The following is a 19464-nucleotide window of genomic DNA, read 5'->3' as shown; positions in this document are numbered from 1 at the left end:
CGAGAACACCACGGCGCAGTGGGTCGTCCACCGCACGTGAGCGAGGAGCGGAGCGGAGGAGGGCGGCGGGATACACAGTCATGTGAGATGCACCGCGAAGGTGGGTTCGGCGAGGCTGTAGCGGGCGAGCGCGGGAAGCGCCGTGACCGTGGACGCCGTGCGGCTCACCAGGTGCAGCGCTTCGAGGCGGACGAGTGCGGAGGTGGTCAGGTCGACCTCGGCACCCGGGTCACGCGCGGCTCGGCGCCAGTAGCCCCTGTGCTCGGTGGCCAGTCGGCGTACCTCCGCGTGCAGGTCCTCGACGGGTACCGCGCCTTCCTGTCGAGTGAGGTGCTCGGCGAGCAGCAGCGTGACGTGGCCCTCCGTGCCGCTCTCCGGCATGCGTACGTCGGTGAGGTCGTCGTACGGATCGACCATGGCGATGCCCTCGGCACGGACCTCGGCGACCAGGCCCGTGAGCTCGGTGATGCGGGCAGTGATGGCGGTGCGTTGCCCGGTGAGGTAGGAGCGTTCGGCGTCGTCGAGCTCGGCGTAGTAGAGCACCGGCTCGTCGAGGAGACGTCGGGTCAACCGGTGCCGGATGCGCTGGTTGCGCAGCTCGTCCGTGGTCGGCGGGATCTCGTGGGTCAGGGCCGCCAGTCGGTCGTCGAAGCCCTGGTCGTCGACGGTGGACGGCCCCCGCGGTGTGGCGAGGAGTGCGGCGAGCACCCGGCGGTGCACGTCGTAGAGCGCATCTCCGGTGTCCCTGACGAACGCCTCCTCGTCACCGGCAACCCGGCTGAGCACGCGAAGGTCGAGGAGCAGGCGGACGACCGCCACCAGGTCGGCGCGTTCGTCACGACCTTCGAGAGTGAAGGTCACCCCGGCGGCGGACAACCGCGGGTCGCCGGCTTCCAGGACCACCTGCTCGGCGAGGCGGCCGAGCGTCACCTGGGAGTCGGCGCGTTCGAGCGCGGCCAGCGCCAGGCACGTGAGCACGTACCTGCGCCGGCCGAACGGAACCCGGGACTTCACGTCACGCGCGGGGAAGGTGTGGTCGTGTGTCGTCGCCGCGCTCTTGACCAGCCTCGCCACCTCGCTGTCGACGACGAGCAGCCACCCGGTGTTGCGGTCGAACCATTCGCGGAGCTCCGCCGCGTAGCGACGGACGAGGGGAAAGGCCTCGTCGCCGGCGTGCAGCAGCGGACGTCGCAACAGTGCCCGCGCGGCCTTGCGCTGTTCGTCGGTTCTCGTCGCGTCGAGGGCGTCGGTCAGGGCGGTCACGAGCAGGCCTCCGGAGCGGCGGGGAGCGTCATGCGCTCTGCTCCTGGCGGGCGTTGGCGATAAGGTCCAGGATCTCGACGAGGTGGTCGGGCCCGCCGAAGGTGCCGAGCGGAGTGTGAATCTCGGCGCGATGCCCGTCGTCGAGTGGGGTGAGCCGGATCATCATGGTGCCGTCCGACGTGATGGTCTCTATGGCAGTGCTGTCGGGGGTCTGCGCGGCGAGGCTGTCGAGGGTCTGCGCGGCGAGGCTGTCGGGGGTCTGCGCGGCGAGCGCGTCGCCGAGCAGACCGAGGAAGAGCCGGAACGCGGCGGGGTCGAGGTGCCCGACGTCGGTGAGCCTGGTGGGGTGCGTCGTGACGAGGGCGTCGCGAGCGTCGCTGGTCTCGGCGGCCTCGCGCGCCGCGAGCTCGGCCAGGTGAGCGCGCTGCGTGGACCGGTCTACCACGCGGTTCGGCTTGCCGCGTCGTTCGTAGCTGCCGGTCCTGCGCAGCCGCGGACTGATCTCGAGCGGGGGAGCGTCGGCCCAGGCCGTCTGCGCCGACGTCGGCTCCGCCGCGCCGTCGGAGTCGGCGGTCAGGTGACGTGCGCTGGACAGCCCGAACGCCGCCCGCCATAGCCGGTGCAGGTCGGCGTCGTCGGGAGCCTCGGCGAACCAACCGGCCAGGCTGCGGAAGTCGGCGGACCGGTCGGAGCGACCCGCGCGCCGCTCGTTGAGGGTAGCCACCACTTGGAGGAGCTGCGGGATGGCGGCGCGGGCCTGCGAGCGGAGGAGCTTCGCCTGGCTCGGGTGCCCGGGCTCGCTGACGAACCATGCGCGGAAGCCGTGCCAACGCTCGTCCCAGAGCCGTCGAGTGCGTTCGAACTCGACCTGCTTCGCGTCGGCGGCATCCTCGCCGGCACCGGGCGCGGCGTCCTCGGACTCACGGCCGGCTGCGATGTCGAGGAGCCAGGCCACGCCCCGCTCCTCCAGTGCTGCGACGAGCGTCGCGATCTCCGAGCCCGTGGTGACCAGGTCCTTGATGAAGCGTTCGAGATAGTCGATCAGCCGATCCTTGTACGCGTGGAAGGCGTCGATGTCCGCGTCGTGCAGGTCGATGGTGCGCTGCAGCGAACCCATGAACGCCTGCGCATTACCGGCCAGGTCGGTGAACCGGTCGACGAGTCCGCGCAGCAGTAGGTGCACCTTGGCGGGATCCGCCGCGGGCTGCTCGGCCAGTTCGGTGAGGGCGCGGAGCTGGGTGACGATGTCGGCGAGGGCGACGGCCTGGAGCGCGCCGCGCCTGCCGAGGACCTCGTCATAGGTCTCGACGGCCTGCTCGACGGCCTCCCCCTGCCGGGTGAGCTGGAAGAGGTAGCGGGCGCGGTGGAAGTCCTCGACGCTCGTGACCCGGCTGGTGTCGGCGTCCGCGCGCAGGTTGCCCCAGTCGACGAGTCTGGCGAGGGCATCGTTCAGGCTCGCGGACTCGACCGCGTGCGCGAGCGACTCGTGTACGTCCTCCGGCCTCATGTGCACCGTGAACCGGCGCTTGGCCTGGACGAACGCGGTCATGACGCTCCGGTACAGGCCGGCGTTGGGCGCGGTCAGGTAGCTGAACGGGGTGAAGTCCCTCTCTGGCACGGTCGGCCCTCCCGCGGTGACATGCGTGCCTTCGAGGGTAAGGTATCGCGCCGACACCGAGCGGCGCGGGGAAGGCGGTGGCGGGTGCGGTGGGTCGACGAGATCGAACGGATGGCGGCGGACCGGTTGCCGGAGCCTGTCTACCGGTACTTCCGGCAGGGCTCGGACCTCGAGCTGTCCGTCCGCGAAGCCGCGGGAGCCTGGGACGCGCTCCGGCTGCTGCCGCACGTCCTGCGCGACGTGAGCACCGTGTCGGCGGCTCCCCGAGGCGGGTGCGCCGTGGTGGGTGCAGGCGTACGTCACCAACGACCGTGCTCTCACCGTCGACCTGCTCGCCAGCGCGAAGGAGAACGGTGCCGCGGCGGTGGTGCTGACCGCGGACACGCCTGTCGTCGGGCGCCGCCTCGACGACGGGCCGAGCGTGTGGGACACCGTGCCCGCCGACCACCTGCTGGTGAACGTCGCCAGCGACGGCGCGCAGGTGCATGCCCTCGACAAGGCCGCCGACCTGACGCCCGACGCGATCGGCTGGCTGCGCGACGTCAGCGGCCTGCCCGTCGTGGTCAAGGGTGTGCTCCGCGCCGACGACGCCCGCGAGTGCGTCGCCGCCGGGGCCGTCGGCCGTCTGGGTCTCCAACCACGGCGGCCGCCAGCTCGACGGCGTCGTCCCCACCCCCCGCGCGTTGCCTCGCGTCGCCGTCGCCGTCGCCGTCGCCGACGCCGTCGCCGGCACCGGTGCCGAGGTGTACGTCGACGGTGGGATCCGGCACGGCCGGCACGTGTTCGCCGCGCTCGCCCTCGGTGCCCGTGCGGTGTTCGTCGGACGGCCGATACTGTGGGCGCTCACCGTCGACGGCGCCGACGGCGTCCGTCGACTCCTCGACGAGCTCACCGGGGAGCTCACCGGTGAGCTCGCCCACACCATGATGCTCGCGGGGACGCCCTCGGTGACCGATGTGACGCCGGACACGGTGGAGACCTGAGGGCAGGCATGGTGAGTTGTCAGTGGCAGGCGTCGCTCCGGCCACGCCTGCCACTGACCTGGCCGGTCTCGGGCTCAGCGTGGAGAGGTGCCCCGATACGTGCCGCTGGCTTCCCATGGTGAGTACGCGCTTCCCATGGCGCATGGGCCATGTTCGGTGCGTCTTTACCAACTGAACGTGATCATTCGCCTAGTACTACAGCCGCACCATAAGTGCGGCTGTAGTATTAGGGGAACACGACCGTGGTGTTGCCGTGGACGAGGACGCGGTCCTCGCAGTGCCACGCGACGGCGCGCGAGAGCACGATCCGTTCGATGTCGGCTCCGCGCCTGACGATGGTCGGGGTGTCGTCGCGGTGCGACACCCGCGCGACGTCCTGCTCGATGATGGGCCCGGCGTCGAGCTCCTCCGTCACGTAGTGCGCGGTCGCGCCGACGAGCTTGACGCCGCGTTCCTTGGCCCGCTCGTACGGTCCGGCGCCGGCGAAGGCGGGTAGGAACGAGTGATGGATGTTGATGAGCGGTACGCCGACGCGCCGCAGGAAGTCACCGGACAGTATCTGCATGTACCTGGCGAGGACGACGAGGTCGACCCGGTCGGTGACGAGTTCGAGGAGGCGCTCCTCCGCGTCGGCCTTGGTGTCGCGTGACACCGGCAGGTGGTGATAAGGAAGGCCGAACGAGGCGACGTCGGTCTGCAGGTCGGTGTGGTTCGACACGACGAGCTCGATGTCGGCGTCGATCTCCCGCCGCCGCCAACGCCACAGCAGGTCGAGCAGGCAGTGGTCGTACCGCGAGACGAGGATCGCCAACCTCTTGCGCTGCCTGGTGTCCCAGAGCGTCCAGTCCATGCCGAAGCGTTCGCCGACCGCGGGTCCGAAGCGTTCCGCCAGGTCGTCGGACGGTTCGGACAGGGCGAACTCCATGCGGAGGAAGAACGCCCCGCCCTCGGGATCGGTGGAGTACTGAGCGGAGCTGACGATGTTGGCGCCGGACTCGTACAGGAACCGCGACACCGCCGCGACGATGCCAGGCTGGTCGGGACACGAGACGAGCAGCCGGAAGAGTGCAGGTGCGGCTGGGTTCACCCGGCTCACGATATCCGGCAGGGGAGACGCATCTGTCACCCCCCTATTGACAGGAGGTCCGCCCTGCCGCATGCTGAGCGGCATGAGCAACTGTAACCCCCGGGTTGACGGCGCGTGGGACGCGGTGCTCGGCCATCGGCCGGACGACGTCCGCGCCTCGGTGGGTGAGCGCTTCGCCGAGAACGACATCGACCCCGATCGCGTGCGTGCGGTCCTCCGGGACATGGGCGACGGCCTGTACACAGCGGCGACGACTGGCGAGAAGGAGTGGGCCGACGGGTTCGGTGGTCCGCTCGGTGTGGCACTGCTGGCCGCCGAGGTCAGCGCACTCGCCGCTCACCTCAACTCCCGGGCCTCTGCGGTACGGGCCGTCGCCGTGGACGACCTGCTCGAGGACTTCAGCGCCGTGACGGTCGCCGCACGACTCGGCGTCTCGCGGCAGAAGGTCTACGAGGTGGCCAGGGGTGGAATGCCTGGCACCTTCATCCCCCATGCCTTCGGAGGCAGTCATGCGTGAGATCACCGAGATCGTCGACCTTCCCGACGCGGCCGTCCAGCCGCTGGTGCACCCGCTGGATCTTCGTGACGCGCGCCAGCCGTTCCGGCGGTCGCAGCTCATCGGCATGCTGGCGAGCCCCGCGGTCGGCGTGTGTGTCGCCGCCCTCATCTGGTTCGTGAGCAGCGGCTACGTCGGGCCTCTGGTCGCGGGCTGCGCGATCGTCGGCTTCGGCGCCTTGGCCGGTCATCTGGCACGCGAGCAGGCCTGGGCGTACATCCCCCGCAAGCGCCAGGACCGGCGCCGGGCGCTGCCGCTCGCCTGGGAGCTCGGCTCGGCGCTGGTGTTGGGGGTGGTGCTCGCGGTGGCGTTGATTCTCGTGGTCGTGCGCCTGGCCCGACCCGACCTCACGCCCGATGTCCGCGAGTACACCTTCGGCATGGGTGTCGCCGTGGGTCTCCTGCTCGCCGGCGACGTCGTCGTCACTCTGGTACGCGGCGGCGGCAGGCGTGCGTTGCGCACGACGGCGGGCCTGCTCGCCGTCGCGGCCTGCCTCGTCGCCGCCTACGTCACGCTCTTCGACACCGCGGGCTCCGCCACGTCGAGCACCGTCGTCGCCGGGATCGTCAGCATGCTCGTCGTCGGCGCGGGCGTCGGTGTGTGGAAGTACGTCGAGTACCGCCGCAGGGCGGTGGCCCGGTGACCGTCCTCGACGACCGCGCACTCAACCGCGCGCTGCTCGCCCGCCAGTTGCTGCTCGAGCCGGCCGACCTCGACACCCTTTCGGCCGTCGAGCATCTGGTGGGGCTGCAGGCTCAGGAGCCGCAGGAGCCGTACGTGGGACTGTGGTCGCGGCTGCGGCGTTTCGATCCGGCGGAGCTGGTCGAGCTGCTCGAGAACCGGCGCGCCGTCCGCACCCTGCTGATGCGCAGGACGCTGCACCTCGTCTCGGCGGAGGACTGCCTCGCGCTCCGACCGCTGCACGAGCAGATGCTCGTCAAGCGGATGTCGAGCGTGCTGGCACGGCACCTGCCCGGTGTCGACCTCGGCGAGCTCGCCACCGCCGGCGCCCCATACTTCGCGGCAGAGCCCCGGACGGTCGGCGAGGTCGCCCGCGCGATCGGCGACCGGTGGCCGGACGCCCGGACGCGCGTCCTCGGCGACGCGCTCAGCACGGTGGTCGCGCTCGTCCAGGTGCCGCCGCGCGGGATCTGGGGCACGACGGCGCCGGCGCGGTGCACGACGATCGAGGCCTGGCTGGGCCGCCGACTCGCAGACGACGCCGGCGAACCGGACGAGCTCGTGCTGCGCTACCTGCGTGCGTACGGTCCCGCGGCGAGTGCGGACGTCCGTTCCTGGTCGGGGCTGACCGGCCTGCCCGCGGTGATCGAGCGCCTGCGCCCGAAGCTGCGCACCTTCCGCGACAAGCGCGGTCGCGAGCTGCTCGACGTCGACGAGGGGCCGTTGCCCGACTCCGACGTCCCGGCGCCGCCACGATTCCTACCTGCGTTCGACAACGCGGTGCTCGGCTACGACGACCGCAGCCGGATCATCGACATCGAGCACCGCGGGCTCAGCGTCGAGGGCACCAGGTTCGTCCTCGTCGACGGACGCGTCGCGGCCACGTGGACCAGTACCCGCGACGGTGCGGGTGACCCGGTGACGGTGACGGTCGAGCGGCTGCGGACGCTCACCGGGCGGGAGCGCGACAGCGTGACCGCCGAAGGGGAACGCCTGGCCGCGTTCCTCGGCGACGGCGCGGACGGGCGCGTCGAACTGCGCTGACGGCAGCTCGGCCGCAACACATGAGGTGCCTCCACAGGCCCGCTGTACGTGTACGTGTTCGCGACGCGACACGGCAGCGAGGAACGGGTCATACCCGCAGGGAGAGCTCCTGGCGGCACCTGGTCACGTAGTCGTCGAACCTGTCACCGAACTCGTCGTTGAGCTTGATGATCTCGCCGGCAGTGACCTCGTGCCGGTGCAGGTCCAGGACCCGGGTGGTCAGGTCCATCATGTCGAGCAGGCACTTCCTGCTGCTGTCGCCCGACACGAGCCATGCCTCGGCAATCTGCTCCTTGAGCGGCCGGACAGTCTCGGTGTCGGCCCGCAGCATAACGGTCAACCGGTCGCCGGCGGCGGAGTCACGTACTGCTTCGGCCTGCTCGTGCAGGGCTCGTGCGAGGTGGTGGAACGATCGCCAGAGGGCGGCGTATGCCTTGAACCTCACGTCGGACCAGTGCCTCGCCGTCTCGTTCCTGCGGGTCAACGAGCTCTGCAGCAGGAGCGCGCCGGCAGTGAGTGAAGCCGGTGCGATCGCGAGGATGAGCGCTTGCCACCAGACCATCGCACGAGTCTGCCATGCCCGCGCGAGCGGCGGACGGTTGACTTCGACTTACCGTTCGTGCAGACTTACCGATGTGCCCGCCTCCGCCGCAACCGTTCTCGACGCTCTGGGTGACCCGCGACGCCGGCTGATCCTGGAGCGGCTCGTCGACGGGCCGCTGCCGGTCGGTGTGCTCGCCGAGCACCTGCCGATCTCGCGGCCGGCGGTGTCCCAGCACCTCCGGGTGCTCAAGAACGCCGAGCTGGTCACCGAGTCGGTGCGCGGCACCCGACACCTGTACCGCCTGGACCGGAAGGGGTTGAGCGTCGTGCGCGACTATCTCGACCGGTTCTGGGCGACCACGCTGGACAACTTCGCCGCCCTGGCCGCGGCGGAGGCAGCAGACGACGACCCGTAGGGAGTAACCGGATGAGTGTTGAGTCGACGACAGAGATCGTCGTGCACCGGTCGGTGACCGTGCCGATCGAGCCGGCCCGTGCCTTCACATTGTTCACCGAGCAGATGACCGCGTTCTGGCCGCCGGAGCATTCGATCGGTGCGGCCGCGATCGCCGAGGTCGTCGTCGAGCCGCGTGCCGGCGGACGCTGGTTCGAGCGCGGCACCGACGGGGTCGAGTGCGCCTGGGGGAGGGTCGCGGTGTGGGAGCCGCCGGGACGTCTCGTCCTGCTCTGGCAGATCGGCGCGGACTGGCAGTTCGATCCCGAGCTGGAGACCGAGGTCGAGGTCACGTTCGTCGAGGATGCACCCGGCCACACGCGACTCGACCTGCGGCACCGTCACCTCGAGCGCTACGGCGACCAGGCCGACACCTTCCGCGGCATCTTCGAGTCTCCTGGCGGCTGGTCGGGCACCCTGGCCCGCTTCGCCGAGATCGTCGACTGACCGCGGACACCACCCCACATGGACCTCATGCCGCTTGCCCGCGCGGAACGAGAAGACCTCGCCGAGTTCCTGGCCACGCTGTCGCCGGACCAATGGGAGGGGCCGACGCTCTGCGCGGGCTGGCGGGTCCGCGACGTCGTGGCACACGCGATCAGCTACGACGAGCTCGACCGCCGCGAGCTGGTCAGGTGCTTCGTCGCGGGCCGGTTCCAGATCGACCGCGTCAACGCCGTCGTCAAGGCGCGCTGCGACCGACGCAGTCCCGACGAGCTGCTCGCGACCCTGCGGGCTACCTCGACCCGCAGGGGCTCACCGCCGGGTTGGGCGGCGCGATCGCGCTGACCGACGGGGTCATCCACCACCAGGACATCCGCCGGCCACTGGACATGCCGCGCGACATCCCCGCCGACCGTGTGCCGGCCGCGATGCGGACCGCGCTCTACGCCCCGGTCATCCGCGGCTTCTGGCGGGTCCGCGGCGTACGGCTCGTCGCCACGGACCTGGACTGGTCCACCGGCAGGGGACCTGAGGTGCGAGGTGCGGCAGAGGCTCTCCTGATGACCGTCGCCGGACGGCGTGACGTCGTCGCCGAGCTCACCGGCCCGGGTCAGCCGATGCTCGCGGAACGCCTGTGGAGACGACCACCCGCCGCCCCCGCGTGACGGCGTGGGCTTCACGTGAAGGGCGCCTTGCTGCTGTCATGGCGACATCGAGGTGCCATGACGCGTGCGGGGACGGGTGTGAGGGGGCGCGGTGGTCGTGCGTGCGGCGCGAGATCAACTCGACGATGCGACGTACCGGATCACCTCGACCTCGTCGACGACCACCGTGCCTTCGGTGATGAGCTCGTCGAGCTGGGGGAGGAATGCGCGGACGCGGTCTTCCTCGTCGACGATGATCACGACCAGGGGCAGGTCGTCGGCCAGGCTGAGGATGCGGCTGGTGTGGACGAACCGGCCGGCGCCGTAGCCTTCCGTGCCGCGGAGCACTGTCGCGCCGGCGAGGCCCGCTGCGTGCGCGCGACGCACGATCTCGTGGTAGACCGGTTTGTGGTGCCACTGGTCGGTGTCGCTGACGAAGATGCTGACCCGCAAGGCCATGCCCTGGTGTCGCATCAGGACCTCTTCCATGCCGGTGTCGGCCGGCAGTCGGTAGACTCGTGGAGTTCGCGGCGGTGGGACTCGCCGGCAACCGCAAGGCACCACGGTGCCTCGCCAACGGTCCCTGGGCAAGCGGAAAGGTGACCGTGACCACCGGCGAGACGACCCCCCAGCACAGTCCTGAGCTCGGCGACACCGATGTCCTCCGCTCGACACCCGCGCGTCATTCCTTCGGATCGAGAATGCGCCGGCACGCCGGCGTCCTCGCCGTCATCTCGGGCGGTGGCGCGGTGGGCAGCGTGGCCCGCTACCTCGTCGAGCTCGCGCTCCCGACCCGGCCCGGCTCGTTCCCCTGGGGAACGTTCGCCGTCAACATCGTCGGCTGCCTGCTCGTCGGCCTGCTGATGGTGCTCGTCACCGAGGTGTGGCAGACCGGCCGGTACCTGCGCCCCTTTCTGGGAGTGGGTGTGCTCGGCGGCTTCACCACGTTCTCGACGCTGGCCGTCGAGACACACGCGCTCGCCGCGCGGGGCCAGTGGCTGCTCACCAACGTCTACGTCGTCGGCTCCGTCCTGGCCGGATTGACGGCCGTGTGGGTCGGCGTGATCCTGGCCCGGTTGCTCGCTCGCCGCCCCCTCGGACGCCGGGCGCGGCGATGACAGCGGTGCTCCTGGTCGTTGTCGGCGGCGCGATCGGCGCACCGCTGCGCTACGTCACCGATCGACTCGTTCAGCAACGGCATGACCAGCTCTTCCCCTGGGGAACTCTCACCGTCAACGCGGTCGGCTCCCTGATCCTCGGCGTCGTCGCGGGGCTGTCGAGCGCAGGTGTGGTCCCCGCCTGGGTCGCGGTCCTGGTCGGCACCGGATTCTGCGGCGCCCTCACCACGTTCTCCACCTTCAGCTACGAGACGCTGCGCCTCCTCGAGGAAGGCGCACCACTGGAGGCGGCGCTGAACGTCGCCGCCAGCCTCGTGATCGGACTCGGCGCCGCCACCGCCGGCTACGCCGCGGTCGGCTACCTGGTCTGACGCAGTCGACGCCTTGTGTTAGTCGCTAACACACGTTAGCGTGTAACGCGTGGCTGAGAGGCTTCCCCTACGAGAGCGCCGCCGACTGCGGACGCGGTTGGCGATCCAGGAACACGCGATGCGGTTGTTCGCCGAGCGCGGCTACCACGCCACGACGGTGGCCGACGTCGCGGACGCGGCCGAGGTCTCGTCGATGACCGTGTTCCGGCACTTCCCCACCAAGGAGGCTCTGGTACTCGCCGACGACTACGACCCGACGATCGCGGCACGGATCGCCGCGCGACCGGCCGGGGAACCGCTCCTGCGCAGGATCGGCTGGAGCCTGGTCGAGGGCGTCGCCGAGCTGTCCGCGGACGAGTTCGACCTCGTGCTCGCCCGGGTGCGGCTGGTGCATGCGACCCCGGCGTTGCGGGCGCGGCACTGGGAGACGCAGTTCCAGACCGCTCAGGCCATCGTCGACGGCCTGAGCGACGGGCTCGACGACGACGAGGTGTTCCGGGTGCGCGTCACCGCGGAGGTGTGCCTGGCCGCCGCGGGCGTCGCGTTCTTCCGCTGGGCCGAGGCCGACGGGCGCGCCGACCTGACCGCGCTGATGGAGCAGGCGCTCTCCGTCGTCGTCGGCGAGGCGCACCCGTGAACGTGCCCGCGGTCGAGACCCGTGACCTGACGAAGCGGTACGGCGGCGTGGTCGCCGTCGATGGCGTCGCGCTGCGGATCGAGCCGGGCCAGATCTACGGCCTGGTCGGGCTCAACGGCGCCGGCAAGTCGACCTTGATCAGGATGCTGCTTGGCATGACCCGGCCGTCGCGTGGCATGGTCACGCTCTTCGGTGGACGGGTCTCGTCCGGCAGGGGGCCGTGGCGTCGGGTCGGCTACCTGGTCGACGGCGCGCACGCGTATCCGGGCATGACCGTGGACCAGAACCTCGAGATCGCCAGGCGGTTGCACGGCATCGCCGACCGGCGCGCCGTCGACCGCGCGGTGGACCTCCTCGACCTCGGTGCGTACCGGCACCGTCGCGCCGGGCAGCTGTCGTTGGGGAACGGCCAGCGACTCGGTCTGGCCAAGGCGCTGCTGCCCCGGCCCGACCTGCTCGTCCTCGACGAGCCGGGCAACGGACTCGACCCGGCCGCCGTCGTCGCCCTGCGCGAGCTGCTCCGCCGGTGCGCGGGTGCCGGCGTCGCCGTCCTGCTGTCGAGTCACGTGCTGGCCGAGGTCGCGCGGCTCGCGACCCGGGTCGGCATCATCGACCGGGGGCGTCTCCTCACGGAGCTGGACGGCAGCGACCTGACCCGTCGCGCACGGACCCACCTGCTCGTCGACGCCGTCGACCGGCCCGCCGCACGGCGCGTGCTCGATGCGCACGGCGTGCGCGTCGTCGGCGACACACCGGAGGGCCTGGTCGTCGTCGACGACGACGCTGTCGAACACCCGGACCGGGTGGCGTCGCTGCTCGTCGACGCGTCGGTGCCGCCGACGGCGCTGCATGTCCGGCGGGAGGACCTCGAGGGGTTCTTCCTGCGACTGCTCGCCGAACACGGCGACCGCACCGGGGTCGGGCGGGCGTCGTGACCGGCGCGCGTGCGCTGGCCGCGGCGTGCCGGGTCGAAGCCGGCAAGCTGCGCCACTCCCGGGCGCCGGTGCTGTCTGCGGCCGGGATCGCGCTGGCTCCGGTGATGACCGGGGTGTTCGTGGTCGCGCTCCGCGCCCCGCGGCGGTCCTCCGAGCTGGTCGCGGGCAAGGCGGACCTGTTCGGTGCGGCCGCGACGTGGCCCGGCTTCGTCCAGCTGCTGCTCACCGTCTACGTCGCCGGCGGACTGGTCGTGACCGGCGTGGTCTCGGCGTGGATCTTCGGTCGGGAGTTCAGCGACCGCACGGCCGCCGACCTGCTCGCCACGCCCGTGTCGCGATCGGCGATCGTGACGGCGAAGTTCGCCGTCACCGCCGTGTGGTGCGCCGTGCTCGCCGCGGTCGTGCTCGCCGGAGGCCTGCTCGTCGGAGCCGTGCTCGGCCTGCCCGGGTGGACCGACGTCGTGGTCGTCGACGCCGCGGCGAAGGTCGCGGCCGTCTACGCGTTCAACGTCCTGCTCACCACGCCGATCGCGTTCGCGGCGAGCGCCGGGCGCGGCTACCTGCCGGCGGTCGGCCTCGTCATGGTGCTGGTGGTCCTCGCCCAGACACTGGCGATGGTGGGCGCGGGTACGTGGTTCCCATGGTCGGTCCCCGCGTTCGCGACGGGTGTCGTCGCACCGGACGCGGGCACGGTCGGGCCCGTCGGGTACCTGCTCGTCGGGCTGGTCGCCGTCGCCGGGGCCGGCCTCACCGCGGCCTGGTGGCAGCGCGCCGACCACCGCTGAGTGTCCGGACGTTGCGGCTCCGGAGGCGGTCGCGGTAGTGTCTGAAAACAAATACTCGATCTGTTCATATGGTCATGGAGGGCAGTCATGCCGCCGGCCTTCGGCACCGGGGAGCGCGAACGCATCGACGCGATCCTGTGTGACGCCGCCCGACGCCTGTTCACGACGCAGGGGTTGCGCAAGACGTCGCTCGACGAGCTCGTCAGGCCTGCCGGGATAGCGAAGAGCAGCTTCTACGCGTTCTATCCCTCGAAGGAGGAGCTCTACATCGAGCTGATGTTCCGCGAGGTTCCCGCCCTGCAGGCCCGACTTCTCGACCGACTCTTCGAGGAGTCGGGCGACACGGCTGACGCCATTCGCCGGTTCCTGTACGGGGTACTCGACATTCAGCAGAACAACGCGCTGTACCACCGGTTGGTCACGCACCCCGACGAGCTGGAGGCCGTGTCGAGAAGACTGACCCCCGGCCGGCTGGAGGAGGCGAAGCAGCTCGTCACCGGCCCGATCATCGAGTTCATCGAACGCGCTCAGCGCGACGGCGAGCTGGTGGATGCGGAGCCCGACGTCGTGCTCGGTGTCATGCAGGCCGTCATGCTCGTGCCGCTCGAGGCACACCGGCTCGACCCGGCGACGTATCCCCAGGCCCTGGAGATGCTCATCGACCTGGTCGCGACCGGCCTGACCCGGCAGGGCGCGACAGGCGGCGGGAGAAGGAGGTCCGCGTCGAGATGATCACCGTGGCCGGTTTGACCTTCCGCTACCCGGGATCTGCCGAGCCGGCGGTGCGCGGCATGGACTTCGAGGTGAGGCGCGGAGAGGTGTTCGGCTTCCTGGGCCCCAGTGGAGCCGGCAAGTCGACGACACAGAAGATCCTCATCGGCCTGCTCGCAGGTCACGGCGGCAGCGTGGAGGTGTGGGACAGGGAGCCACGGGCGTGGGGGCCCGCGTTCTACGAACGCGTCGGAGTCTCGTTCGAGCTGCCGAACCATTACCTGAGGCTGACCGCCAGGGAGAACCTCGAGTTCTTCGCGTCGCTCTATTCCACGCCGACGCGCGACACACGTGAGCTGTTGGAGTTGGTGGGACTCGAGGACGACGCCGACACCCGCGTCGCCGCGTTCTCCAAGGGCATGCAGATGCGGTTGGTGTTCGTCCGCGCGCTCGTCCACGATCCCGAGCTGTTGTTCCTCGACGAGCCGACATCGGGCCTGGACCCGACGAACGCGCGGAAGGTCAAGGACATCGTGCTCGCGGAGAAGGCGCGGGGAAAGACGGTGTTCCTGACGACCCATGACATGGCCACCGCGGACGAACTGTGCGACCGGGTGGCGTTCGTGGTCGACGGCCGGATCGTCGCGCTCGACTCGCCGAGGGAGCTCAAGGTCGAGCGGAGTCAGCGCCGGGTTCGGGTCGAGTATCGCGACGGATCCGGAACCCTGGCGGAGCGCGACTTCCCGATGGACCACCTCGCGGATAGTCGCGGGTTCCTCCAGCTGTTGCGAGACGAGCGGGTAGAGACGATCCACAGCAAGGAGGCATCGCTCGACGACGTCTTCGTGGAGACGACGGGCAGGAGCCTGACGTGAGCCGGTTGGGTGTCGCGTTGCGCCTCGAGGTGAGGTTGCAGTGGCGGTACCGCTTCCTCCATGCCGGGGTGTTCTCCGGCGTCATGTGGCTGGCGCTGCTGCTGCCTCTGCCGCACGACCTGCGCTCCGCCGCGGAGCCGTACGTGATCCTGGGCGATCTCACGATCGTCGGCTACTTCTTCATCGCCGGCGCGGTGTTCTTCGAGAAGGGCGACCGCACGGTCTACGCCCTGGCGGCCACACCGCTGCGGTTCGTCGAGTACCTGGCCGCGAAGGTGATCACGCTGACGTCCCTGTCCGTGGTCCTCGCGGTCTTCGTCGCCGCCACGACCCACGGTCTCGACTTCCGGCTGCCGTACCTGCTCCTCGGCGGCGCGCTCGGGACCGTGCTGATGCTGATGGTCAGCTTCGTGTCCTCGATGCCGTTCACCTCGATCAGCAACTGGTTCCTGCCATCGGTAGGGCCACTCGCAGTGTTCACGCTCCCGGTGTTCCACTTCTCCGGTGTCTGGGAAGCCCCGTGGTTCTACGCGATCCCGACACACGGGCCGCTGTTGCTCCTCGGTGCCGCCTTCGACCAGAAGACGCTCGCGGCCTGGCAGGTCGGGTATGGCGTGCTCTACCCGTTGCTCTTCGCAGGCCTGATGTACGTGCCGGCGCGGCGGATGTTCGACAGGTACGTCGTCGCCAGGACCGGAGGCGCTTGATGTCGCGCGCGGTGCTGGCATTCGGACGCAACGACGTACGCAACCTGCGGCGCGAGTCACTGTTGTTCGGCATCGTCTTCGCGCCGCTCGTCTGGATCGCCATGGTGCGGTTGGCGACGCCTCCGGTCACCGACCTGGTCGCCGCACGTTACGGCGTCGACCTGGTGCCGCACTACCCGGTGATCCTCACCGCGTTCCTGCTCCTGACGAGTCCGATCGTCGTCGGAGGTGTGGGGGCGTTCCTCGTCCTGGACGAACGCGACGCGGGTACCTTCGCGGTCCTGCTGGTCATGCCGACGCCGATGCGGTCCTATCTCGGCTACCGAGCCGCCACCGTCGTCGCCGTCACGGCGACCTACGTCGTCGCCACCATGGCCGCGAGCGGGCTGGTGCCACTCGGCCAGATGCCGGCGCTCGTCCCGATCGGCCTGCTCACCGGCCTGTCCGGACTGGTCATCGGTCTCGTCCTGCTGCGCCTCGCGCGTAACATGGTCAAAGGACTCGCCGTCATGCGCGCCCTCGGCATCGTCGTCGCCGGCCTCCCGCTGATCCCCTACTTCCTCGGGCCGCAGTGGCAGTACCCGTTCTGGCTGCTCCCGCCGTACTGGCCGGCGAAGACCTACTGGCTCCTCAGCACGGGCGACACCTGGTGGCCCTACCTGCTGGCAGGGATCGCCTATCACGTGCCACTGATCTGGCTGCTGTACCGGCGCTTCCTCCGCAGCCTCGACTGAGCGGCGCCCGTCACGCCAGGACGAAGTAGCGGAGCCAGAGGTAGGGCACGGCGAGCGCGACGGTGATGACGGTGACGACGAGTCCGTAGCGGGTGAACTGCCAGAAGGAGATGGGTTTGCCGGCCTTCTCTGCGATGCCGAGGACGACGACGTTGGCGGAGGCGCCGATGGCGGTGGCGTTGCCGCCGAAGTCGGCGCCGATCGCCAGGGACCACCACAGCACCTGAGCCTGGCTGTTTCCTCCGCTGGACTGGACGAGGTCGGCGACGACAGGGCTCATCGTGGCGACGTAGGGGATGTTGTCGACGATCGCGGACAAAGCTGCGGATCCCCACAGCAGCACCATGGACGCCAGCAGCATCCGGCCCTCGACGGCGTCCGCCGCGGCTCGGGAGACCGTGTCGATCACGCCGGTGTGGACCAGGCCACCGACCATGACGAACAGGCCGGCGAAGAAGATCAGGGTGGGCCATTCCACGTCGCGGGCCACCTCGGTGGCGTCCAGGCGGGAGAGCGCGAGGAGGAGCAGGCCGCCGAGGAGCGCGACCACGGAGGGTTCGAGGTGCAGGGCGGTGTGCAGGACGAAGGCGACCAGCACCACGGCGAGTACGGCCAGGGAGACCACCAGCAGGCGGCGGTCGCGGATGGCGTCCTTCTCCCGCAGGCTCATCACGGCCTCGACCCGTGCCGGGTCGTACTGGAACGATTTGCGGAACAGGATGCGGCACAACCCGATGAACACGACCAGGACGACCGCGACGAGGGGCGCGAGGTGGATCAGGAAGTCGTTGAACCCGAAGCCGGCGCGGGAGGCGATGATGATGTTGGGCGGATCGCCGACCAGGGTGGCCGTCCCGCCGATGTTGGAGGCGAGCACCTCGGCGATCAGGAACGGCGCCACCGGCACGCCGAGTCGGTCACAGACCAGGAAGGTGACCGGGGCGATCAGCAGCACGGTGGTCACGTTGTCTAGCGCGGCCGACGCCACCGCGGTGACCAGGACCAGGATCACCATCACCCGGAACGGTCGCGCGCGACCTCGCTTGGCCGCCCAGATGGCGAGGAACTCGAACAGGCCGGTGCGCTTGAGCACCGACACGATCAGCATCATGCCGAGCAGTAGGAAGATAACGTTCCAGTCGATGCCGGACTCTTCGGCGAAGAACGCCGTGTGCGCGTCGGTGGCACCGATCACCAGCATCACCGCGGCGCCGCCGACCGCCGCCGCTACCCGGTGCACCCACTCGGTCGCGATCAGGACGTACACGACGACGAAGACCGCCACCGCCATCCAGGCGACGACGCTCACGTGCCGAGCATCCGGTCCAGCAGGGCGTCCAGGGTGATGGCACCGAGCACCGTGTCCTCGTCGACCACCGCGACCAGCGGGCACCGCGTGCGCGCCATCAGCGCGGCGATCTCCAGGACGCTGGCGTCCGGATCGACGACCGGCAGCTCGCGCCGCTGCGCTGGCAGGCACTCGCGGACGGTGCGGTCACCGAGCTCGGTCAGGAACAGGTCGGCGTGGTCCTCGTCGATCACCCGCGCCACGATCGGGTCGTCCTGGATGTAGGAAGGGACCACGAGCTGCAGCACCTGTGTGCCGGGCAGGATCGTCGCGGGGTGCCCGTGATCGTCGACCACGATCAGCCCGGGAAGGTTCTGTGCGGCCAGCAGTCGGGCCGCCTCGACCGCCGGCATGTCCATCCCCACCATCGGGAACTCACCGACGAGATCTCGCGCACGCACCAGGGCACTCCTGTCAGGTTCCCGAGGCCCGCTTGACCTCGGAGCCGACCAGTCTTCCCGGCACGCCACGGCCACGATAGCGCCTCGACCGTGACCCCGCGGCCGCGGTGCGGGCGAATGATCAGCGGGGAGCCCGTGAGGGGACCGCTCACCGTGCTCTGGCACGGTCGGGGTGCCCCTCACAGGTTCGGCGGCGCACCAGCCGCTCTACGGTGAGGTGTCAGCCCGAAGGAGGCAGGGATGAAGGCACTGGTCCTGGCCCACGGCACCCGCGGCGACGTCCAGCCCTACGCCGCGTTGGCCGTGGCCATGCGCGACGCGGGCCACGACGTCCTGCTCGGCGCGCCGGCGGCCTTCGCGCCGCTCGCGGAACCGTACGGACTGCCGTTCGCGGCCCTGCACGACGGACCGAACACCCTCATGGACGATCCGCAGATCCGGCAGGCGATCGACACGAACTACCGCGGCGTACGAGGCAAGCTGACCGCGGTCGAGGTCATCCGCCGCACCAAGCCGCTGATGGCCCGGGTCCTCGGCGACATGGCGACCGCCGCCGCAGGCGGAGCCGACGTGGTGGTGCACCCGCCCGGCATCCCCGCGCACCACCTCGCCGAGCGAATGGGCGTGCCCGCCGTACCCGCCTGCATGCAACCGGTCTGGGTGCCCACCCGAACGTTTCGCAACCCGATGATTCCTCTCCCGTTGCCGAAGGCGCTCAACCGGGCCAGCTACCGGCTGCTCGTCCTCGCCCTGCGCACCATGGCCGGGCTCGGTGACACCTGGCGTGCCGACACGCTCGGCCTGCCTCGGCGCCGCCGGCAACGTGACATCCTGCGCCGTCCCGACGGCGGTCCCGCCACCGTGCTGCACGGATTCAGCCGCCACCTGCTGCCCGAGCCACTGGACTACCCGGAGTCCGTGCACACCACCGGCTTCTGGTTCCTCCCCGCCGCTCGAGACTGGGTCCCCTCGCAGGGCCTCACGGACTTCCTGGCAGCCGGCGCGTCGCCGGTGTCCATCGGGTTCGGCAGCATGGCCGGTACCGACCCCGGACGCATCGGCCGGGTTGTCACCGACGCCGTCCGTCTCGCCGGCGTCCGAGCGGTCCTGGTCACCGGCTGGGGCGGCATCGACCCGACCGACCTTCCCGACGATGTCCTCGTGCTCGACCAGGCGCCCCACGACTGGCTCTTCCCGCGCATGGCCGCCAACGTCCACCACGGCGGCAGCGGAACCACCGGAGCCGCGCTGGCCGCCGGACGGCCTCAGGTGGTCTGTCCGTTCGTCGCCGACCAACCCTTCTGGGCGGCACGCGCCCACGCGATGGGAGTCAGTCCCGCCCCGCAGCCCCAGCGCCGACTCACCCCCGACGGACTCGCCACCTCGATCCGCCAGGCCGTCACCGACGACACGATGGCCGCCCGCGCGTCACGTCTCGGCGACCTGATCCGTGCCGAGGACGGCGTCCACCACGCCGTGCGCATCATCGAAGCAACCGTCGAACGACAGGTCCGGAGCCTGTAAG

The 19464-nt window shown here is 70.4% G+C and carries 22 protein-coding genes and 2 pseudogenes; 17 read left to right on the top strand and 7 right to left on the bottom strand.

Translation table 11 applies throughout. The features are described 5' to 3' along the window. Nucleotides 1-78: 78 nt before the first annotated feature. Both GEV10_02705 and GEV10_02700 read right to left on the bottom strand, forming a co-directional pair. Nucleotides 79-1263 carry a TIGR02678 family protein gene (locus GEV10_02705; protein MQA77384.1) on the bottom strand — a complete coding sequence of 395 codons (1185 nt, stop codon included), beginning with the start codon at nucleotides 1261-1263 and terminating at the stop codon, nucleotides 79-81. 28 nt (nucleotides 1264-1291) lie between these two features. Then, nucleotides 1292-2881: a TIGR02677 family protein gene (locus tag GEV10_02700; GenBank protein ID MQA77383.1), complete on the bottom strand. Its 1590-nt coding sequence runs from the start codon at nucleotides 2879-2881 to the stop codon at nucleotides 1292-1294. An 84-nt stretch (nucleotides 2882-2965) separates the two neighbouring features. Here GEV10_02700 and GEV10_02695 point away from each other — a divergent pair. Next, nucleotides 2966-3864: pseudogene (locus GEV10_02695) on the top strand (alpha-hydroxy-acid oxidizing enzyme). A 226-nt stretch (nucleotides 3865-4090) separates the two neighbouring features. Here the strand turns inward: GEV10_02695 and purU are convergent. Next, nucleotides 4091-5035 (bottom strand): formyltetrahydrofolate deformylase, encoded by a 945-nt coding sequence (gene purU, locus GEV10_02690; GenBank protein ID MQA77382.1) that lies wholly within the window; start codon nucleotides 5033-5035, stop codon nucleotides 4091-4093. Between purU and GEV10_02685 the strand changes: the two genes are divergently transcribed. The 3 genes from GEV10_02685 to GEV10_02675 are packed head-to-tail and all read left to right on the top strand — an operon-like array spanning nucleotide 5034 to nucleotide 7232. Then, nucleotides 5034-5468 (top strand): hypothetical protein, encoded by a 435-nt coding sequence (locus tag GEV10_02685; protein ID MQA77381.1) that lies wholly within the window; start codon nucleotides 5034-5036, stop codon nucleotides 5466-5468. The two genes, purU and GEV10_02685, sit on opposite strands and share 2 nt — an antisense overlap. Then, nucleotides 5461-6150, top strand: coding sequence for a hypothetical protein (locus GEV10_02680; protein MQA77380.1), 690 nt, complete (start codon nucleotides 5461-5463; stop codon nucleotides 6148-6150). The genes GEV10_02685 and GEV10_02680 overlap by 8 nt, the downstream gene beginning before the upstream one ends. Then, the gene (locus tag GEV10_02675) at nucleotides 6147-7232 is read left to right on the top strand and encodes a winged helix DNA-binding domain-containing protein (GenBank protein ID MQA77379.1); all 1086 of its coding nucleotides are present in this window, start codon (nucleotides 6147-6149) and stop codon (nucleotides 7230-7232) included. Before GEV10_02680 ends, GEV10_02675 begins: the two co-directional genes overlap by 4 nt. Nucleotides 7233-7320: 88 nt before the next feature. Here GEV10_02675 and GEV10_02670 read toward each other — a convergent pair whose 3' ends face one another. Further along, entirely contained in the window at nucleotides 7321-7794 is a 474-nt protein-coding gene (locus GEV10_02670; GenBank protein ID MQA77378.1) for a hypothetical protein, read from the bottom strand. Between GEV10_02670 and GEV10_02665 the strand changes: the two genes are divergently transcribed. From GEV10_02665 to GEV10_02655, 3 genes and pseudogenes are all read left to right on the top strand, one after another. Then, a complete protein-coding gene (locus GEV10_02665; GenBank protein MQA77377.1) occupies nucleotides 7772-8191 on the top strand; it encodes a metalloregulator ArsR/SmtB family transcription factor in 420 nt (139 codons plus the stop codon). The two genes, GEV10_02670 and GEV10_02665, sit on opposite strands and share 23 nt — an antisense overlap. Before the next feature lie 11 nt (nucleotides 8192-8202). Next, nucleotides 8203-8676: an ATPase gene (locus tag GEV10_02660; GenBank protein MQA77376.1), complete on the top strand. Its 474-nt coding sequence runs from the start codon at nucleotides 8203-8205 to the stop codon at nucleotides 8674-8676. A gap of 18 nt (nucleotides 8677-8694) precedes the next feature. Then, a pseudogene (locus tag GEV10_02655) lies at nucleotides 8695-9338 on the top strand (maleylpyruvate isomerase family mycothiol-dependent enzyme). Between the two features lie 114 nt (nucleotides 9339-9452). On the opposite strand, the gene GEV10_02650 reads toward GEV10_02655, so the two are convergent. After that, complete coding sequence (locus tag GEV10_02650; GenBank protein MQA77375.1) at nucleotides 9453-9791, bottom strand: DUF190 domain-containing protein; 339 nt, start codon at nucleotides 9789-9791, stop codon at nucleotides 9453-9455. A gap of 227 nt (nucleotides 9792-10018) precedes the next feature. Here GEV10_02650 and crcB (GEV10_02645) point away from each other — a divergent pair, with 227 nt between their 5' ends. The 9 genes from crcB (GEV10_02645) to GEV10_02605 all read left to right on the top strand — a co-directional run bounded on the left by crcB (GEV10_02645) (nucleotide 10019) and on the right by GEV10_02605 (nucleotide 16190). Further along, nucleotides 10019-10435, top strand: coding sequence for a fluoride efflux transporter CrcB (gene crcB, locus GEV10_02645; GenBank protein MQA77374.1), 417 nt, complete (start codon nucleotides 10019-10021; stop codon nucleotides 10433-10435). After that, nucleotides 10432-10806: a fluoride efflux transporter CrcB gene (gene crcB / locus GEV10_02640; GenBank protein MQA77373.1), complete on the top strand. Its 375-nt coding sequence runs from the start codon at nucleotides 10432-10434 to the stop codon at nucleotides 10804-10806. Before crcB (GEV10_02645) ends, crcB (GEV10_02640) begins: the two co-directional genes overlap by 4 nt. 118 nt (nucleotides 10807-10924) lie before the next feature. Further along, on the top strand, nucleotides 10925-11443 hold the full coding sequence (locus tag GEV10_02635; protein ID MQA77372.1) for a TetR family transcriptional regulator: 519 nt from the start codon (nucleotides 10925-10927) through the stop codon (nucleotides 11441-11443). A 2-nt stretch (nucleotides 11444-11445) separates the two neighbouring features. Continuing rightward, complete coding sequence (locus GEV10_02630; protein MQA77371.1) at nucleotides 11446-12378, top strand: ATP-binding cassette domain-containing protein; 933 nt, start codon at nucleotides 11446-11448, stop codon at nucleotides 12376-12378. Then, complete coding sequence (locus tag GEV10_02625; protein ID MQA77370.1) at nucleotides 12375-13163, top strand: ABC transporter permease; 789 nt, start codon at nucleotides 12375-12377, stop codon at nucleotides 13161-13163. Before GEV10_02630 ends, GEV10_02625 begins: the two co-directional genes overlap by 4 nt. 87 nt (nucleotides 13164-13250) lie before the next feature. Next, nucleotides 13251-13895, top strand: coding sequence for a TetR family transcriptional regulator (locus GEV10_02620; GenBank protein MQA77369.1), 645 nt, complete (start codon nucleotides 13251-13253; stop codon nucleotides 13893-13895). Beyond that, a complete protein-coding gene (locus GEV10_02615; protein MQA77368.1) occupies nucleotides 13892-14749 on the top strand; it encodes an ATP-binding cassette domain-containing protein in 858 nt (285 codons plus the stop codon). Before GEV10_02620 ends, GEV10_02615 begins: the two co-directional genes overlap by 4 nt. Then, nucleotides 14746-15456, top strand: coding sequence for a fluoroquinolone transporter permease (locus tag GEV10_02610; GenBank protein MQA77367.1), 711 nt, complete (start codon nucleotides 14746-14748; stop codon nucleotides 15454-15456). Before GEV10_02615 ends, GEV10_02610 begins: the two co-directional genes overlap by 4 nt. Next, nucleotides 15456-16190, top strand: a complete 735-nt coding sequence (locus GEV10_02605; protein ID MQA77366.1) for an ABC transporter permease — start codon at nucleotides 15456-15458, stop codon at nucleotides 16188-16190. The genes GEV10_02610 and GEV10_02605 overlap by 1 nt, the downstream gene beginning before the upstream one ends. A gap of 10 nt (nucleotides 16191-16200) precedes the next feature. On the opposite strand, the gene GEV10_02600 is transcribed toward GEV10_02605, so the two are convergent. Further along, a complete protein-coding gene (locus tag GEV10_02600; protein ID MQA77365.1) occupies nucleotides 16201-17499 on the bottom strand; it encodes a hypothetical protein in 1299 nt (432 codons plus the stop codon). Next, the gene (locus tag GEV10_02595) at nucleotides 17496-17939 is read right to left on the bottom strand and encodes a CBS domain-containing protein (protein MQA77364.1); all 444 of its coding nucleotides are present in this window, start codon (nucleotides 17937-17939) and stop codon (nucleotides 17496-17498) included. Before GEV10_02595 ends, GEV10_02600 begins: the two co-directional genes overlap by 4 nt. Before the next feature lie 240 nt (nucleotides 17940-18179). Between GEV10_02595 and GEV10_02590 the strand changes: the two genes are divergently transcribed. Continuing rightward, nucleotides 18180-19463: a glycosyltransferase gene (locus tag GEV10_02590; GenBank protein MQA77363.1), complete on the top strand. Its 1284-nt coding sequence runs from the start codon at nucleotides 18180-18182 to the stop codon at nucleotides 19461-19463. The last annotated feature ends 1 nt before the right edge of the window (nucleotide 19464 follow it).

Source organism: Streptosporangiales bacterium (assembly GCA_009379955.1).
Taxonomy (GTDB): domain Bacteria; phylum Actinomycetota; class Actinomycetes; order Streptosporangiales; family WHST01; genus WHST01.
This window is presented reverse-complemented; position numbering and strand designations above follow the sequence as displayed.

Bases quoted from the DNA above. Each gene is read 5' to 3' on its own strand.
- GEV10_02685 (MQA77381.1), top strand. From the start codon at position 5,034: ATGAGCAACTGTAACCCCCGGGTTGACGGCGCGTGGGACGCGGTGCTC.
- purU (MQA77382.1), bottom strand. From the start codon at position 5,035: ATGCCGCTCAGCATGCGGCAGGGCGGACCTCCTGTCAATAGGGGGGTG.
- GEV10_02680 (MQA77380.1), top strand. From the start codon at position 5,461: ATGCGTGAGATCACCGAGATCGTCGACCTTCCCGACGCGGCCGTCCAG.
- GEV10_02665 (MQA77377.1), top strand. From the start codon at position 7,772: ATGAGCGCTTGCCACCAGACCATCGCACGAGTCTGCCATGCCCGCGCG.
- GEV10_02670 (MQA77378.1), bottom strand. From the start codon at position 7,794: ATGGTCTGGTGGCAAGCGCTCATCCTCGCGATCGCACCGGCTTCACTC.
- GEV10_02660 (MQA77376.1), top strand. From the start codon at position 8,203: ATGAGTGTTGAGTCGACGACAGAGATCGTCGTGCACCGGTCGGTGACC.
- GEV10_02650 (MQA77375.1), bottom strand. From the start codon at position 9,791: ATGCGACACCAGGGCATGGCCTTGCGGGTCAGCATCTTCGTCAGCGAC.
- crcB (MQA77374.1), top strand. From the start codon at position 10,019: ATGCGCCGGCACGCCGGCGTCCTCGCCGTCATCTCGGGCGGTGGCGCG.
- crcB (MQA77373.1), top strand. From the start codon at position 10,432: ATGACAGCGGTGCTCCTGGTCGTTGTCGGCGGCGCGATCGGCGCACCG.
- GEV10_02635 (MQA77372.1), top strand. From the start codon at position 10,925: ATGCGGTTGTTCGCCGAGCGCGGCTACCACGCCACGACGGTGGCCGAC.
- GEV10_02620 (MQA77369.1), top strand. From the start codon at position 13,251: ATGCCGCCGGCCTTCGGCACCGGGGAGCGCGAACGCATCGACGCGATC.
- GEV10_02615 (MQA77368.1), top strand. From the start codon at position 13,892: ATGATCACCGTGGCCGGTTTGACCTTCCGCTACCCGGGATCTGCCGAG.
- GEV10_02605 (MQA77366.1), top strand. From the start codon at position 15,456: ATGTCGCGCGCGGTGCTGGCATTCGGACGCAACGACGTACGCAACCTG.
- GEV10_02590 (MQA77363.1), top strand. From the start codon at position 18,180: ATGAAGGCACTGGTCCTGGCCCACGGCACCCGCGGCGACGTCCAGCCC.